Origin of the sequence: Streptomyces sp. NPDC000345 (assembly GCF_042898825.1) — a bacterium.
Lineage (GTDB): Bacteria > Actinomycetota > Actinomycetes > Streptomycetales > Streptomycetaceae > Streptomyces.
Genome location: NZ_JBIAZE010000010.1, coordinates 93856 through 108456 on the forward strand (window position 1 = coordinate 93856; position 14601 = coordinate 108456).

The 14601-nt window shown below is 73.0% G+C and carries 14 protein-coding genes; 5 read left to right on the forward strand and 9 right to left on the reverse strand.

Annotated features, from left to right (window positions below; genetic code table 11):
- Window positions 1-30: 30 nt before the first annotated feature.
- On the forward strand, window positions 31-1203 hold the full coding sequence (locus tag ACFY30_RS24340; protein WP_390847245.1) for a TDT family transporter: 1173 nt from the start codon (window positions 31-33) through the stop codon (window positions 1201-1203).
- On the opposite strand, the gene ACFY30_RS24345 is transcribed toward ACFY30_RS24340, so the two are convergent.
- Complete coding sequence (locus ACFY30_RS24345) at window positions 1115-1834, reverse strand: helical backbone metal receptor (RefSeq protein WP_390847246.1); 720 nt, start codon at window positions 1832-1834, stop codon at window positions 1115-1117. The genes ACFY30_RS24340 and ACFY30_RS24345 overlap by 89 nt on opposite strands.
- Entirely contained in the window at window positions 1834-2403 is a 570-nt protein-coding gene (locus tag ACFY30_RS24350; protein WP_390660805.1) for a helix-turn-helix domain-containing protein, read from the reverse strand. The genes ACFY30_RS24345 and ACFY30_RS24350 overlap by 1 nt, the downstream gene beginning before the upstream one ends.
- Before the next feature lie 821 nt (window positions 2404-3224).
- Between ACFY30_RS24350 and ACFY30_RS24355 the strand changes: the two genes are divergently transcribed.
- The 3 genes from ACFY30_RS24355 to ACFY30_RS24365 all read left to right on the forward strand — a co-directional run bounded on the left by ACFY30_RS24355 (window position 3225) and on the right by ACFY30_RS24365 (window position 6855).
- Window positions 3225-4172, forward strand: a complete 948-nt coding sequence (locus ACFY30_RS24355) for a 5'-3' exonuclease H3TH domain-containing protein (protein WP_390847426.1) — start codon at window positions 3225-3227, stop codon at window positions 4170-4172.
- Between the two features lie 159 nt (window positions 4173-4331).
- Window positions 4332-5177: a siderophore-interacting protein gene (locus tag ACFY30_RS24360; protein ID WP_390847247.1), complete on the forward strand. Its 846-nt coding sequence runs from the start codon at window positions 4332-4334 to the stop codon at window positions 5175-5177.
- Between the two features lie 124 nt (window positions 5178-5301).
- A complete protein-coding gene (locus ACFY30_RS24365; protein WP_390847248.1) occupies window positions 5302-6855 on the forward strand; it encodes an amino acid permease in 1554 nt (517 codons plus the stop codon).
- 36 nt (window positions 6856-6891) lie between these two features.
- On the opposite strand, the gene ACFY30_RS24370 is transcribed toward ACFY30_RS24365, so the two are convergent.
- Window positions 6892-7482: a GNAT family N-acetyltransferase gene (locus ACFY30_RS24370; protein ID WP_390847249.1), complete on the reverse strand. Its 591-nt coding sequence runs from the start codon at window positions 7480-7482 to the stop codon at window positions 6892-6894.
- A gap of 136 nt (window positions 7483-7618) precedes the next feature.
- Here ACFY30_RS24370 and ACFY30_RS24375 point away from each other — a divergent pair, with 136 nt between their 5' ends.
- Window positions 7619-8569 carry an RluA family pseudouridine synthase gene (locus ACFY30_RS24375; RefSeq protein WP_390847251.1) on the forward strand — a complete coding sequence of 317 codons (951 nt, stop codon included), beginning with the start codon at window positions 7619-7621 and terminating at the stop codon, window positions 8567-8569.
- Window positions 8570-8935: 366 nt separating this feature from the next.
- On the opposite strand, the gene ACFY30_RS24380 is transcribed toward ACFY30_RS24375, so the two are convergent.
- From ACFY30_RS24380 to ACFY30_RS24405, 6 genes are all read right to left on the reverse strand, one after another.
- The gene (locus ACFY30_RS24380; protein ID WP_390847252.1) at window positions 8936-10423 is read right to left on the reverse strand and encodes a cytochrome P450; all 1488 of its coding nucleotides are present in this window, start codon (window positions 10421-10423) and stop codon (window positions 8936-8938) included.
- 68 nt (window positions 10424-10491) lie between these two features.
- Complete coding sequence (locus ACFY30_RS24385; RefSeq protein ID WP_390847253.1) at window positions 10492-11112, reverse strand: ATP/GTP-binding protein; 621 nt, start codon at window positions 11110-11112, stop codon at window positions 10492-10494.
- Window positions 11093-11539, reverse strand: a complete 447-nt coding sequence (locus ACFY30_RS24390; RefSeq protein ID WP_390847254.1) for a DUF742 domain-containing protein — start codon at window positions 11537-11539, stop codon at window positions 11093-11095. Before ACFY30_RS24390 ends, ACFY30_RS24385 begins: the two co-directional genes overlap by 20 nt.
- Window positions 11536-11943 (reverse strand): roadblock/LC7 domain-containing protein, encoded by a 408-nt coding sequence (locus ACFY30_RS24395; protein ID WP_390660795.1) that lies wholly within the window; start codon window positions 11941-11943, stop codon window positions 11536-11538. Before ACFY30_RS24395 ends, ACFY30_RS24390 begins: the two co-directional genes overlap by 4 nt.
- A complete protein-coding gene (locus ACFY30_RS24400; protein WP_390847255.1) occupies window positions 11940-13568 on the reverse strand; it encodes an ATP-binding protein in 1629 nt (542 codons plus the stop codon). The genes ACFY30_RS24395 and ACFY30_RS24400 overlap by 4 nt, the downstream gene beginning before the upstream one ends.
- 272 nt (window positions 13569-13840) lie before the next feature.
- A complete protein-coding gene (locus ACFY30_RS24405) occupies window positions 13841-14476 on the reverse strand; it encodes a TetR/AcrR family transcriptional regulator (RefSeq protein ID WP_390847256.1) in 636 nt (211 codons plus the stop codon).
- Between the last annotated feature and the right edge of the window lie 125 nt (window positions 14477-14601).

The following is a 14601-nucleotide window of genomic DNA, read 5'->3' on the forward strand; positions in this document are numbered from 1 at the left end:
CGAACGTCTCGGTGGACGACGGTGGAGCCCATGATCACCGACGCCCCGCCGCCCCCGCCCCTGGCCCTGGCCCTGTCCCTGCGCACCGCCGTCCGGCACCTCGGACCGAACTGGTACGCCACGGTCATGGGCACGGCGATGGTGGGCACGGCGGGAGCCGCGCTCCCCGTGCGCCCGCCGGGGCTGCGCCCGGCCTGCGCCGCAGTGTGGGCGCTCTCCCTGGCCCTCCTGCTGGCCCTCCTCGCCGCCCGCGCGCTGCACTGGCGCCACCACCCCGACCGGGCCCGCGCCCACCTGCGCGACCCGGCGACGGCACCCTTCTACGGCTGCCTCGCGATGGCGCTGCTCGCCGTCGGCGGCGGCGCCCTCACCGTCGGGCGGGACTGGATCGGCACGGACGCCGCGGTCGCCCTCGGCGCCGTGCTGTTCGCCACCGGTACGGTCGTGGCGCTCGCGGCCGCCGTCGGAGTGCCGTACCTCATGGCCGTACGCCACGCGGTGCAGCCGGGGCAGGCGTCGCCGGTGTGGCTGCTGCCGCTCGTCGCGCCCATGGTGTCGGCCGCGTCGGGCCCGCTGCTCGTGCCGCATCTGCCGCCCGGTCAGCCCCGGCAGACCCTGCTCCTCGCCTGTCTCGCGCTGTTCGGGCTGAGTCTGCTCGGCACGCTCCTGATGCTGCCGGTCGTGTTCGGCCGGCTGATGACCGGCGGTCCGCTGCCGCTCGCGCTCACCCCGGCCCTCTTCCTCGTCCTGGGCCCGCTCGGCCAGTCCACCACCGCCGTCGGGAAGTTCGCGGACGTCGCACCGGGCGTGGTGCCGGGGCCGGACGGCCGGGAACTCACGGTGCTCGCCGTGCTGTACGGCGTGCCGGTCATGGGGTTCGCGCTGTTGTGGCTGTGCCTGGCCGGCGCCCACCTGGTGCGCGCACGCCGACAGGGGATGGGGTTCTCGATGACGTGGTGGGCGTTCACCTTCCCGGTCGGCACCTGTGTGACCGGATCGGCGGCCCTGGCCCGGCACACCGGGCTGCTCGCCTACGACGGGCTCGCCGTCGTGCTGTACGTCGTCCTCGCGGCGGCCTGGGCCGTTGTCGCCGCGCGCACCGTCCGCGGCGTCGTCAGCGGAGCGCTGCTCGCAGGGCCCCGCCCAGCGCCCGTGGTGCTTCGGCGAGCGACGGGCCGTACCACGTCAGGTGCCGTCCGCTGACGAGCGCGCAGGGCAGGCCGGGGAACGCCTCGGGGCCGTCGTCGGGGGTGAAGCGGTAGGGCTCGTCGGGCAGGACGACGAGGTCGGGGGCGGCCGTGCGCAGTTCCTCCAGGGGAACCTTCGGGTAGCGCTCCTCGTGGGCCGTGTAGAGGTGGTCGACGCCCAGGCGGGCCAGCACGTCGCCGGCGAAGGTGTCCCGGCCCAGCACCATCCAGGGGCGGCGCCAGATCGGTACGACGGCCGTCCTGCGGGCGCCGAACCGGTCCGGCGCGGCCCACGCCTCCTCGGCCTCGTCCAGCCAGCGCGGCCGGGACCGCGCTCCGCACGCCGCCAGCACCCGGGCCAGTTCCCCGAAGGCCTGCGGGACGTCCCGCACCTCCGTGACCAGCACCTCCAGGCCCGCGGCCCGCAGGGCGGCGAGGTCGGGCACGCGGTTCTCCTCCTCGTTGGCGATCACCAGGTCGGGGTCGAGCGCGGCGATGCGTTCGACGGCCGGGTTCTTGGTGCCGCCGATCCGGGTGACGCCGAGGTCCGCCGGACGGGTGCACCAGTCGGTGGCGCCGACGAGCACGCCGGGCAGGGAGACGGCCACCGCCTCCGTCAGCGAGGGCACGAGGGAGACGACCCGCACTACCGCTTCCGGTTCCGGACGGCCTCGATGTGCTCCGCCACGGCGACGACGACCACCCGGGTGTCCGGGACGGTCGCCCGCCAGCGGTGGCGTACCCCGCCGGTCAGGTAGAGGGTGTCGCCCCGGCCCAGACGGTAGGCGCGGCCCTCCGCCTCGATCTCCACCGCGCCGTCGGCGACGAACAGCAACTGGTCGTTGCGGTACTGGAACTCACGGCCGGCGTCGTGGTCGCCGGTGAACTCCGTGGCGTGCATCTGGTGGTGTCCGCGCACCAGGGAGCGGGAGCGCGGCTCGGGACCCGGCGGCTCGGTGTCCTCGGCGCGGACGACGTCGACGCTGCACGCCGGGTCGGCGGCGGCGAGGAGTTCGACGGCGGTGGTGCGCAGGGCGTCGGCGAGCTTCTCCAGGGAACTGGTGCTGGGCCGTGCGCGGTCGTTCTCGATCTGGCTCAGGAACGGGACCGACAGGCCGCTGCGCTCGGCCACGACGGCGAGGGTGAGGTCCAGGGAGCGGCGTCGCCGCCGCACGGCCGCGCCGACCCGCAGGGGCTGCTCTTTGTGGTCGCCCATCGCTCCGGCTCCCTCCTTCGCTCGTCGGAATCCTCGGTGCTCTGATGAGTTCTCTGCACCCTACGCATGTTCGGCAAACCGTTTCATGGGCCCGTCACATCGAGGACACGCGACGTCACGCACGACCTCACAGATCGCGCCAGCCGATCGGCCCCGGGCACCCGCCGGGCCCGGACGCGCACGGCTCTTTTCCGGTTCAATGCGCGAACGGCCGCCGGTGTTCCCGCTCGTCCCGGGAGTCACGGAAACGCGCCTCAGGCCCGGGCGTAGCTGTGCGTGGTTGGCCGGATCCTTGCCGTGGCGACGGCGGGAGGATCGCGTCGGCAGCCCCGCGGGATCGTACCGACAGCACGAGGGGGCGGGCCCCGCCGCACGCGTCGCGTCGCACGTCGGTGCCCGCCCCCCGACAGGCGGTGACGGGGCTGTCAGGTCACCCGGCCGCCCGGCTCTTCCCCGCCACGCCGGCCACCGGCGCCCATCGGCCGGCCAGACCGGGGTGGGCCTTCAGCCAGATGCGCACCGCGTCCTGCAGCACCGGTCATGCGCTCCAGGTAGAGGGCGAGGACGACGATGCCGAGGCCCGCCTCGTTCGGGGACGGGGACGGAGGGCGCGGTCGCGTCCGTGCGGAGTTCACCTATGGGCGACGTCCTCATGGATCGCGAATGGTTGACCATGCAACCGGCACCGCTCCGAAGCGGCGCCTGTCCTGGCCCGGTGGGGTCAAACGCGCGAGTGGCTCAGTTCACAGGATGCGCAAGCGTCGTTCACGTGTGCCACGGGAGTGAATACCCGCCGGTCACCGGGGCACCCGTGCGGCATGATGCGAGGCGTGACCGGACGACTGATGCTCCTCGACACCGCCTCGCTGTACTTCCGCGCCTACTTCGGCGTCCCGGACTCCGTGAAGGCCCCGGACGGCACGCCGGTGAACGCCGTGCGCGGACTGCTCGACTTCGTCGAACGGCTGGTCCGGGACCACCGGCCGGCCGAACTGGTGGCCTGCATGGACGCCGACTGGCGCCCGAAGTGGCGGGTCGACCTGATCCCCTCCTACAAGGCGCACCGTGTCGCCGAGGAGCACGCGGCCGGTCCGGACGAGGAGGAGGTGCCGGACACGCTCTCGCCCCAGGTGCCGGTCATCGAGGCCGTGCTGGACGCGCTGGGCATCGCGCGGGTGGGCGTGGCCGGGTACGAGGCGGACGACGTGATCGGCACGTTCACCGCGCGGGCGAAGGGCCCGGTCGACATCGTCACCGGCGACCGCGACCTGTACCAGCTGGTGGACGACGCGCGCGGGGTGCGGGTGCTGTACCCGCTCAAGGGTGTGGGCACCCTGCAGAGGACCGACGAGACGTGGCTGCGCGAGAAGTACGGCGTGGACGGGCGCGGGTACGCCGATCTGGCGCTGCTGCGCGGAGACCCGAGCGACGGACTGCCGGGCGTGGCGGGCATCGGGGAGAAGACGGCGGCCAAGCTGCTGGCCGAGTTCGGCGACCTCGCCGGGATCATGGCGGCGGTCGACGACCCCCGGGCGAAGCTGACCCCGTCGCAGCGCAAGCGGCTGGACGAGGCGAGGCCGTACGTCGCCGTCGCGCCGACGGTGGTCAAGGTGGCCGCCGACGTGCCGCTGCCGGACGTGGACACGACTCTGCCCCGCACGCCGCGTGACGGGGCGGCACTGGACGCGCTGGCCGAGCGCTGGGGCCTCGGCGGATCGCTCCAGCGGCTGCTGCTGACGCTGAGTGCCGTCGGGGCGGCAGGCGCGTAGGCATGTTCTCGCGGCGCGGCACGACCGGCGCGGTGACGGCAAGCCGTCCTCGACGAGGGAGCCGGATGAGCCTGAGGAAGCCGAGGGCGTCACCAGGGGCATCTCCGGGGGGAGAGATGCTAACTTAGGTAACCCTAACCATAGAAATGGGAGGCCGTCATGGCAGAACGTCCGGCGCGCAGGCCGCGGAAGCCCCACTCCGCGCAGGTCGTCCGCACCGAACGGCTGACCCCGCACATGCAGCGCGTGGTGCTCGGCGGCGAGGGGCTGGCCGAGTTCTCGGCGGGCACCTGCACGGACCACTACGTGAAGCTGCTCTTCGGGCCCGAGGGCGTGACCTACCCGGAGCCCTTCGACCTGGAGCGCATCCGCGCCGAGTTCCCGCGCGAGCAGTGGCCCGTGACCCGGACGTACACCGTGCGCCACTGGGACGCCGAACACCGTGAGCTGACCCTGGACTTCGTGATCCACGGCGACGAGGGGCTGGCCGGACCGTGGGCGGCACGCGTCCAGCCGGGCGAGACCGTGCGTTTCATGGGCCCCGGCGGCGCCTACGCCCCCGACACCGGCGCCGACTGGCATCTGCTCGCCGGCGACGAGAGCGCCCTGCCCGCGATCGCCGCCGCGCTGGAGTCCCTGCCCTCCGGCGCCGTGGCGCACGCCTTCATCGAGGTCGCCGGCCCGGAGGAGGAGCAGAAGATCGACTCCGACGTGGAGGTCACCTGGCTGCACCGCGGGGACCGGCCCGTCGGCGAGAAGCTCGTCGAGGCCGTCCGCGCGCTGGAGTTCCCCGAGGGCCGGCCGCACGCGTTCGTGCACGGCGAGGCCTCCGCCGTGAAGGAACTGCGCCGGATGCTCCGCGTCGAGCTGCAGATCCCCCGCGAGGACCTGTCGATCTCCGGCTACTGGCGCCTCGGCCACAACGAGGACGGCTGGCAGGCCTCGAAGCGGGAGTGGAACGCGCGCGTGGAGGCGGAGCAGGAGGGCGCGGCCCCTGCCGTGTAGCCCTCACGGCGGGGGAGCGTGAGGAGTTGGGCCCGCACCGGACATGACGGCGTGACGCCTCCGAAACAGGGCGTCCCTAATTTCTGTCGCCCGACAGGAATTCGCGCCCAAGGCAGGTGCCGCCGTGACGACCACCTCTCCCACCGACGTACGTCCCGACCCGCCGCACCCGGCCGCCGACGACCGCTCGCTCACCGAGTTCGGCTACCGCCAGGAACTGCACCGCAGCCTGGGCCGGTACGCCTCGTTCGCCGCCGGGTTCTCCTTCATCTCCGTCCTGACGACCGTCTTCCAGTTCTTCGCCTTCGGGTACGCCTTCGGCGGCCCGGTCTTCTTCTGGGCCTGGCCGGCGGTGCTGGCGGGGCAGTTGCTCGTGGCCGCGTGCTTCGCGGAGCTGGCGGCCCGCTATCCCCTCTCGGGCGCGATCTACCAGTGGTCCTCGCGGCTGTCGACGCCGTCGTTCGGCTGGTTCGCCGGCTGGATCATGGTGATCGGCCAGATCGTCGTGGTCGCGGCGGCCGCGCTGGCGCTGCAGATGGTGCTGCCGGCGATCTGGTCCGGCTTCCAGCTGATCGGCACGGACCCCTCGCCCGTCTCCCCCGACGGCGCGGCCAACGCGGCCCTGCTCGGGATGGGCCTGCTGGTGCTCACGACCCTCCTGAACGTCGTCGACAACCGCGTGATGTCCGTCGTCAACCGGGTCGGTGTGACCGCCGAGATCATCGGCGCGGTGCTCATCGTCGTCCTGCTGCTCACCCACTCCGAGCGCACGCCCGGCATCACCTTCCACACCACGGGCGCCGCCCAGTCCGGTCTGTTCGGGGCGCTGGCGGTGGGTTCGTTCACGGCCGCCTACGTGATGATCGGCTTCGACAGCGCGGGCGAGATGAGCGAGGAGACCCACAACCCCCGGCGTACGGCACCCCGTACGATCCTCACCGCACTCGGCGCGGCCGGACTGCTCGGCGGGCTGATCGTGCTCGGCGGACTGCTCGCCGCGCCCAGCCTCGCCGACGGGCACCTCGCCGTCGACGGGCTCAGCTACGTCCTCACCAGCAGCCTCGGCGACGGCGTCGGCAAGCTGCTCCTCGCGGACGTGGTGGTCGCGATCGCGGTGGCCACGCTCGCCATCCAGACGGCGGCCTGCCGGATGCTGTTCTCCATGGCCCGCGACGGCCAACTCCCCTTCTCCGCCCGGCTCGCGCGCGTGAACCCCCGCACCGGCATGCCCAGCGCCCCCGCGCTGGTGGTCGGTGTCCTCGCGGCGGCCCTGCTGCTGCTCGACTTCGCCTCGCCGGACGCCTTCCTGGCCATCGGCACCACCTGCATCGTGATGCTGTACCTGGCCTACGCGATGGTCACCGGCCCGCTCCTGGTCCGCCGCCTGCGCGGCGGGTTCCCCTCGGCCGGCACGGACGAGACCGGCGCCCCGCTGTTCTCCCTGGGCCGCTGGGGCGTCCCCGTCAACGCCCTCGCCCTGCTCTACGGCCTGCTGATGACGGTCAACCTGGCCTGGCCCCGGGCGGCGGTGTACGACCCGGCGGGCGGCCACTGGTACTTCCGGTGGTTCACCGTGCTGTTCCTCGCGGCGACGCTCGCGACGGGCGCGGCCTACCGGGCGTACCGCGCCCGGACGACGGTGCCGGCTCCCGCCGTGGCGGAGACGGCGGCGGTCTAGGAGGTGTTTGCCGGACGCGCGTGCGGGGCGGCTGGTTCAGTCGCCCTGTACGCGCGCGTGCAGATGCATGTCGTGCCAGCCGTCCTGGTGCAGGACGGCGCTGCGCTTGGTGCCCTCCAGCGTGAAACCGGCCTTGGCGGCGACGCGGCAGGAGGCCTCGTTGGCGGTGGCGTGCATCAACTCCAGGCGGTGGAAGCCGATCTCGTCGAAGGCCCAGCGGGCGAGCGCCGTCGTCGCACGGGCCGCGATGCCCCCGCCGCGGGCCGTCGGGGCGGTCCAGTAGGCCACCTCGGCCGTCCCCTCGCTGAGCAGGATCTCGCGCAGCGCGACCCGCCCCAGCACCCGGTCGGTGTCCGCGTCGGCGACGGCCCACTGGGCGCTGCGCTCCGTCTCCCAGGCCTTCTGCCACTCCTCGATCCAGCCGGCGACCTCCTCCAGCGAGTCGGCGGACCTGATGTGCCACTGGTGCATGAGCGGGTCCTGGAAGACGGCGTGGACGACGGGGGCGTCACCGGCCCGCCAGGGGCGCAGGACCAGTCCGTCCCCGGTGGTGAGCACGGGCTGCGGGGCGCGGGACAGGCTTCCGGCGGGCAGCACGAAGTCGGCGGTGAAGGGCATGATCCGCATCCTGCCAAGCGGGCACGCCCCGGCCAACGGGTTTTCCGGCCCCGTGGCCCGCGCCCCGGCCTCCCGTCGCCCGGCCTCCCGTCGTCCGGCCCGCTTGATCGGCCCGCATGATCCGGCCCCCGTACCCTGGACCCCGATGAGACGCCGTCGCACCCCTCCTCCGCCCTCCCCCCTGCCCCAGCGTGACGGGGTGGACCCGGTGCGGGTGCGGCTGCCGGGAACCGGGGACTGGGCCACCGTGCGGGAGCACCTCGTGGAGCGGCTCAGCGGGGCGGGCGCCGGGGTCGTCGACGGGATGCTGCGGGCCGGGCTCGTGGTCGGCGCCGACGGGACGGCGGTGACCCCGGACGCGCCGTACGTGCCGGGGATGTTCGTGTGGTTCCACCGGGACCTGCCCGCCGAGGTGCCCGTGCCGTTCCCGCTGGAGGTCGTGCACCGCGACGAGCACATCGTCGTCGTGGACAAGCCGCACTTCCTCGCCACCACCCCGCGCGGCAGCCACGTCACCGAGACCGCGCTGGCCCGGCTGCGGCGGGAGCTGGGCATTCCCACGCTCGGCGCCGCGCACCGCCTGGACCGGCTCACCGCCGGGCTGGTGCTGTTCACGGTCCGGCCCGAGGAACGCGGCGCCTACCAGACGCTGTTCCGCGACCGGATGGTGCGCAAGGTGTACGAGGCCGTCGCCCCGTACGATCCGGCGCGCGCGTGGCCGGTGACCGTGCGCAGCCGGATCGTGAAGGAGCGCGGGACGCTGACCGCCCGCGAGGTGCCGGGTGAGCCGAACGCGGCCAGCGACATCGAGCCGGTCGAACACCGGGCGGACGGGCTGGCCCGCTACCGGCTGGTCCCCCGTACCGGGCAGACGCACCAACTGCGGGTCCACATGACCGCCTTGGGCGTGCCGATCCTCGGCGACCCCCTGTACCCGGAGGTGACCGCGCCCGTGCCGCCAGGCGACTTCCGGCGCCCGCTGCAACTGCTGGCACGCGAGCTGGAGTTCACCGACCCGGTCACGGGAACACGGCACCGCCTGCGCAGCGGCCGCGCCCTGGAGGCCTGGACGTCGTACACCCGCTGGGCCCGCTAGACCGCGGGGCCCGGCAGCACCACCGCGCTCGTGGGCGCCGCCGGGCGTCGTCGGCGGACCGACCGCTGCCTACCCCCGCCACCAGGCCACGAAGCGCCGCCAGGCGTCGGGGCCCCGCAGGCGCCGCGGGTACGGCGGGCACCGGCTCGAAGGCCGACGGGCCGAAGAGCACCGGCGCGGGCGCAGGGGGCACGGGGCCCGGCAGCGCCGCGAGGCCCAGCAGCGCCGGCGGGCTCGTAGGGGGGCTCGTCGGCGGACGACCTCGCCTCGGACTACCTCCGCCACCAGGCCAGGAAGCACCGCGGGCCCGGCAGCACCACCGCGCTCGTGGGCGCCGCCGGGCGTCGTCGGCGGACCGACCGCTGCCTACCCCCGCCACCAGGCCACGAAGCGCCGCCAGGCGTCGGGGCCCCGCAGGCGCCGCGGGACGGTGGGCACCGGCTCGGCGGGCAACGGCTCGTAGGCCGGCGGTTCGAAGGGCGCCGGCTCCGGCGCGGGCTTCGGCTCGATGGTCAGCGGGCGGAAGGAGCGCTGCGGCGGGACGGGGGCGTGGGTGGGCCTGAGCTTGACGTCCTGCTGCGGCTTCGGCTCGAAGTACACCGGCAGCGCGACCAGGTGCCGGGAGGCGATCGAGGTCGTCCAGCGCAGCTCCTCCTCGTCGCAGTCGAGCTGGACGTCCGGCAGCCTCGACAGCAGCGCGTCGACGCCGACGTCGGCGATGGCGCGGCCGATGTCCTGGCCGGGGCACTCGTGCGGGCCGCTGCCGAAGGCGAGGTGGGAGCGGTTGCCCCGCATGTTGGCGGCGAGGTCGGGGCGTACGCGGGGGTCGACATTGCCGGGGGCCGGCGCGAAGAAGAGACCGTCACCCGCGCGGATGCGCTGGCCGCCCAGCTCCGTGTCCTGCTTGGCGAAGTAGCCGAAGATCGTGCTGAACGGCGGTTCGTCCCACAGGGACTGCTCGACCGCCTCCGGCACCGTCATCTCGCCGCCGTTGAGCCGGGCGACGAAGCGCGGGTCGGTGAGCACCATGCGCAGCACGTTGGACAGCAGGTTGACGGTGGCCTCGTAGGCGGCGAAGAGCACCAGGCGCAGATGTTCGCGGACCTCGTCGTCGGTCAGTCCGGCCGGGTGGGCGATGAGGTGGCTGGTGAAGTCCTCGGCGGGCTCGGCCCGGCGGAGCGTGGTGAGCCGGCTCAGCGCGTCCACGACGTACTGGTGGCTGGCGACGGCGGTCTCGCTGCCCTTCAGCGCGTCCCGGGCTGCGGCGACCATCCGGTCGTCGTAGGCGTCGGGCATGCCGAGGATCTGGCACATCACCGCCATCGGGAGGTGCTCGGCGAACTGGCTGACCAGCTCGGCCCGGCCCTCCTCGCAGAAGCGGTTGACCAGGGTCTGCGTGGCTCGGTAGATGTACCGGCGCACACTTCGCTCGTCGAGGGTCTCCATGGCGGCGGTGACCGCGCCCCGCAGTCGCTTGTGCTCGTCGCCCTCGGCGTGTGCGCAGATGGGCTGCCAGGCGATGTGCGGCATGAGCGGGTGGTCGGGCCTGACCATGCCGTCCCGCTGCGGCGCCCAGACGCGGGTGTCCTTGGTGAAGGTCGAGGGCGTACGCACCATCTGCAGGTTCTCGGCGTGACCGAGGACCATCCACATCGGCAGGTCGTCCTGGAGCAGGACCGGTGCCACGGGACCGTACTGCTCGCGGAGCTGCTCGTACAGCATGCCCAGGTCCTCCGCGCCGGGGCCGTAGAGCCGTTGCAGTCCGCCGGGGCCCCGGCCGTGGGCGGGGCAGCCGGGCGGCGGGTCCAGGGCGAGGTCGTGTGATCCGGTGGTGAGGGGGTGTTCAGGCGTCACAGGGGGTCGCTCCGAAACTGTGGGGATCCGGTGTCGGGGGGTGTCGGGGGTGGGGGTGGCTCGGAGGGTCAGGTGAGACGGCCCCTGAGCGACAGAGAGTGCAGGAAGCGCATCAGGGTCATCAGGACGTCGCGGCTGGAGGCCCGGCGGCGGGCGTCGCATTCCACGATCGGCACCTCGGGGGGCAGGTCGAGGGCGGCGCGGAGGTCGTCGAGGGGGTAACGGGGGCCGTCGGGGAAGGTGTTGACGGCGACCACGAAGGGCACACCGCCCTCCTCCAGCCGGCCCATGACCTCGTAACTCACCTCGAGGCGGCGGGTGTCGACCAGGACGACCGCGCCCAGCGCGCCCTCGAACAGGCCGTTCCACAGGAACCAGAAGCGCTGCTGGCCGGGGGTGCCGAAGAGGTAGAGCACCACCTGGTCGGTGATGCGGATGCGCCCGAAGTCCATGGCGACGGTGGTGGCGGTCTTGGTCTCGGAACCGTAGTCGTCGTCGACCCCGATGCCGGCCTGGGTCATGGTCTCCTCTGTGGTCAGCGGTTTGATCTCGCTGACGGAGCCGACCATGGTGGTCTTGCCGACGCCGAAGCCGCCCACGATGACGATCTTCGCCGCGGCCGTGGTGGTCTGCGGGAGCCGGTCCTCGGCCCGTGGACCGGGGATCGTGTCAGAGCCTTTGAAGTCCATGCATCACCGCTTCGAGGAGGGAACGGTCGGGAAGCTTCTGCCGGACGATCGGGGCGCGCGCATGCACGAGCTCGGCGGCCAGCATCTCGGTGAGCAGCACCGACACCACGCTGAACGGAAGGCGGAGATAGGCCGACACCTCCGCCACCGACAGCGGGGCGGCGCACAGGCGCAGCACCGCCGTCTGTTCCGGCGTGGCCGACGAGGGCTGCTCGGCCCGCGCCACGATCAGCGTCACCAGGTCGAGCGGTGCCCGCTCCCCGTCGGGCCCGGTGATCGTGTAGAACCGCTCCGGCTTCCTCTCCCCCTCCTCCCGGGGCTCGGGGGAGGTGACCGGCTCAGGGGGCGTGACCTCCTCGGGCGGCACGACCGCCTCGGGGACGGGGTGCGGGACGTGGTGCCGGCGCCGGCGTTGCGGAGGCGTCATACGGTCTGCCCGTTGCGGCGGGGCGGGCTGGTCAGATGGGCGCCGATCCGGACGACGAGGTCACGCATGGAGGCGCTCATCCGGCCCGGTTCGCAGCACACGTCGGAGAGGACCGCCAGGTAGGCGTTGGCGCCGGCGGACATCATGTAGAAGTAGCCGCCGTCCATCTCGATCATGATGAGGTTCATGTCGCCCTCGACGCTCTCCATCTCCTGGGCGATGGCGGTGGCGAGGCTCTGCATGCCCGCGCAGGCGGCGGCGACGCGGTCCGCGGCGTCGGGCTCGCCGGCGTAGCGGGCGATGCGCAGTCCGTCGGCCGAGAGCACGACGATCATCTCGATGCCCGGCACACCGTCGTAGAGCTCCTTGAGCACCCAGTCGAAGTTCTGGCGCTGCTGGATCACGTGAGGTCCCCTTCGTCGTCGGCCGCGGGCTTCGGCTTGTCTTCGATCAGGTGCAGGTACGCGGTGGGATTGCGGGTGAAGTCGGTGGGGTGGACGCCCGGAGGGGCGACCTTCTTCAGGCCCTCCCAGAAGGCCTCGAACGCCACGCCGGGCTCCTTCTTCTTCTTTTTCGCGGGCTCGGGCCGGGCCTGCGCGAACGGGTCCGGGATGCCCTCGCGCTCGGCCCGCTCGGCCGCCTCCTGGGCGGCGTACGCCTCCGCGTAGCGCTGGCTGATCGGGATCGTCGCCTTGCTGCGGCGCTGCGGAAGGCCCTTGTCGGTCCACTCGGTGATCACGGGCACGTCGTCTTCCAGCGAGACGTTGGCCGGGATCTTCGGGTTGGTGGGGCGGCGGCGCTTGGGCGGGCGCTTGGGGCCTTCGAGCCCTCCGCCCAGATCGATCTGCGCGGCGGCGGCGCCGATGCCGTGGGCGTAGCCGGGAGCCGGCTCGGAGGTCATCATCTCGCGGGGCACGATGAGCACGGCGCGGACTCCGCCGTACGCCGAAGTGCGCAGGGACACCTGCAGGTTGAACGCGGTGCACAGCCGGCCGACGACGGCCATGCCCAGCCGTGGGGCGCCGCCGAGGTCCTGGATGGTGAGGCCGCGCATGGCGTCGGCGAGCATCCTCTCGGTCTTGGCGCGGGCCTCCTCGCTGAGGCTGACGCCGGCGTCCTCGATCTCGACGGCGATGCCGGTCTGCACCTCGACGGCGTTGACGTGCACCTTGCTCTGCGGGGGCGAGAAGCGGCAGGCGTTGTCGAGGAGTTCGGCGAGCGCGTGGATGAGCGGCTCGACGGAGATGCCGCGGATGTTGACCTTGGCGATGGAGTTCAGCTGGACCCGGGGGTAGTCCAGGATCCGGGACATGGCGCCGCGCAGCACGCTGTACATGGGGACCGGCTTGGGCCAGCTGCGGCTGGGGCGGCCGCCGCCGAGCACGCCGATGGAGTCGGCGAGGCGGCCGATCATCGTGGTGCCGTGGTCGATGCGCAGCAGGTCGTCGAAGACCTCGGGGTTGCGGCCGTGGTCCTCCTCCATCTCCCGCAGTTCCGCGGACTGCTGATGGACGATCGCCTGGACCCGGCGCGCGACGTTCACGAAGGCGCGCTGGGCGGAGTCACGCAGGGCCTGTTCGAAGTCGATGACGTCCAGGAACTTCTTGACCAGGGCGCGCTGGCCGTCGCCGATGTCACGGAAGAACGGTTCACGGTCCCCGAGGTGGTCCATCACCTCCTCGGGGGAATTCCCGACGCGCATCCACTCGACGCAGAGCGGCATGAGCTCCTTGGCGATGTAGAGGTTCTCCTGCTGCTGGGCGGCGAGGCGCCGCTCCAGGTGGGCGACCCGCTGGTCAGAGGCGGCGCGCAGCTCCAGCAGCCGGCGGCCGCGACGCCGCGCGTCGGCCCCCACCGCGGTCACCACGACGGTGGCGACGGCTCCGCAGACGCCGACGGCGAGCCGGGCCTGCCCCGCCACCAGGGCGACGGCGGCTCCGGTCGCCGCGGCCGTCAGTATCGCCGGCAGCAGGAGGAGGCGCGCGAAGGAAAGTTCTCGGCGACCGGGTGGGGACTGAACACTCACCATGTGGGCACCCTCGTTAGGGGATCTGTCGGCATCTTCGGAGCATTTGGGAACAGGCGCACGAATACACCTCAACTCGGTGCGCCGCGGGCGAGCTTAGTCCGACCGGATCATCGCTGTGTCATATTCAGCAACCGCATGAAACCGACCGTGCGAGTGCAGTAACCTCAGCCCCATTTGCACGCTCTGACACCATTCGAACACACCGGGTAGCGACGTACGGGCGTACGAAAAGGGCCCACCCGGACGGGTGGGCCGGCACCGGGAGCCGGCGGTCAGACCCCGGTGATGCGCAGGGCCGCGTCGGCGGTGGCGCGGGCGAAGTCCGAGACGGAACGCTCGGGGTCCGAGCGGTGGACGAGGATGACACCCTCGATCAGCCCGAAGACGAGATCGGTCCGCAGAGCCAGCTCCCCCTTGGCGAGCCCGCCCCCCACGGCCGTCGCGGCGATCAACTGCCGGTAGGCGTGCTTGAGTTCGCCCCGCACCGCATGGAAGCCGGCGAACCGCTCGGTGCGCACCTCGGGCAGCAGATACAGCCCGCCGAGGTTGTGCGGGCCGCCGCACAGCAGTTCCACGTCGGTGCGGCACAGCTCCCACAGCCGCTCCTCGGCCGCCCGCCCGTCGTCGGCGAGCAGCGTGCGGGCGCACGTCAGCGAGGGCGTGACCGTGGACTCCAGCAGCTCGGCGAGCAGCTCCTCCTTGCCGGAGACGTAGTGGTACATCGAGGCCTGACGCATGCCGGCCCGCTCGGCGACGGCCCGGGTGGTGGTCGCGGCGTAGCCGCGCGTGGTGAACAACTCGGCTGCGGCGGACAGGAGTTCGGCCCGCGGTTCGAGACCGCTGTCCGGCCGCTGCGCGGCCCGCGGCCTGCCGACCCGGCGCCCGCCGTGTCCGTCGTTCGTCCCCATGCGATCGATCCTCGCACACGGCGGCGCGCGGCGATCTTCGGGCGGCCCGCCCCGGCCGTCCGGTGAGGAGTCGGTAACCGGCCCGCAACCGGAGGGCAATGGCGCCGACCCGGCCCGCCCCTAAT

Bases quoted from the DNA above. Each gene is read 5' to 3' on its own strand.
- ACFY30_RS24340 (WP_390847245.1), top strand. From the start codon at position 31: ATGATCACCGACGCCCCGCCGCCCCCGCCCCTGGCCCTGGCCCTGTCC.
- ACFY30_RS24355 (WP_390847426.1), top strand. From the start codon at position 3,225: ATGCGAGGCGTGACCGGACGACTGATGCTCCTCGACACCGCCTCGCTG.
- ACFY30_RS24360 (WP_390847247.1), top strand. From the start codon at position 4,332: ATGGCAGAACGTCCGGCGCGCAGGCCGCGGAAGCCCCACTCCGCGCAG.
- ACFY30_RS24385 (WP_390847253.1), bottom strand. From the start codon at position 11,112: ATGGACTTCAAAGGCTCTGACACGATCCCCGGTCCACGGGCCGAGGAC.
- ACFY30_RS24390 (WP_390847254.1), bottom strand. From the start codon at position 11,539: ATGACGCCTCCGCAACGCCGGCGCCGGCACCACGTCCCGCACCCCGTC.
- ACFY30_RS24400 (WP_390847255.1), bottom strand. From the start codon at position 13,568: ATGGTGAGTGTTCAGTCCCCACCCGGTCGCCGAGAACTTTCCTTCGCG.
- ACFY30_RS24370 (WP_390847249.1), bottom strand. From the start codon at position 7,482: ATGCGGATCATGCCCTTCACCGCCGACTTCGTGCTGCCCGCCGGAAGC.
- ACFY30_RS24350 (WP_390660805.1), bottom strand. From the start codon at position 2,403: ATGGGCGACCACAAAGAGCAGCCCCTGCGGGTCGGCGCGGCCGTGCGG.
- ACFY30_RS24375 (WP_390847251.1), top strand. From the start codon at position 7,619: ATGAGACGCCGTCGCACCCCTCCTCCGCCCTCCCCCCTGCCCCAGCGT.
- ACFY30_RS24405 (WP_390847256.1), bottom strand. From the start codon at position 14,476: ATGGGGACGAACGACGGACACGGCGGGCGCCGGGTCGGCAGGCCGCGG.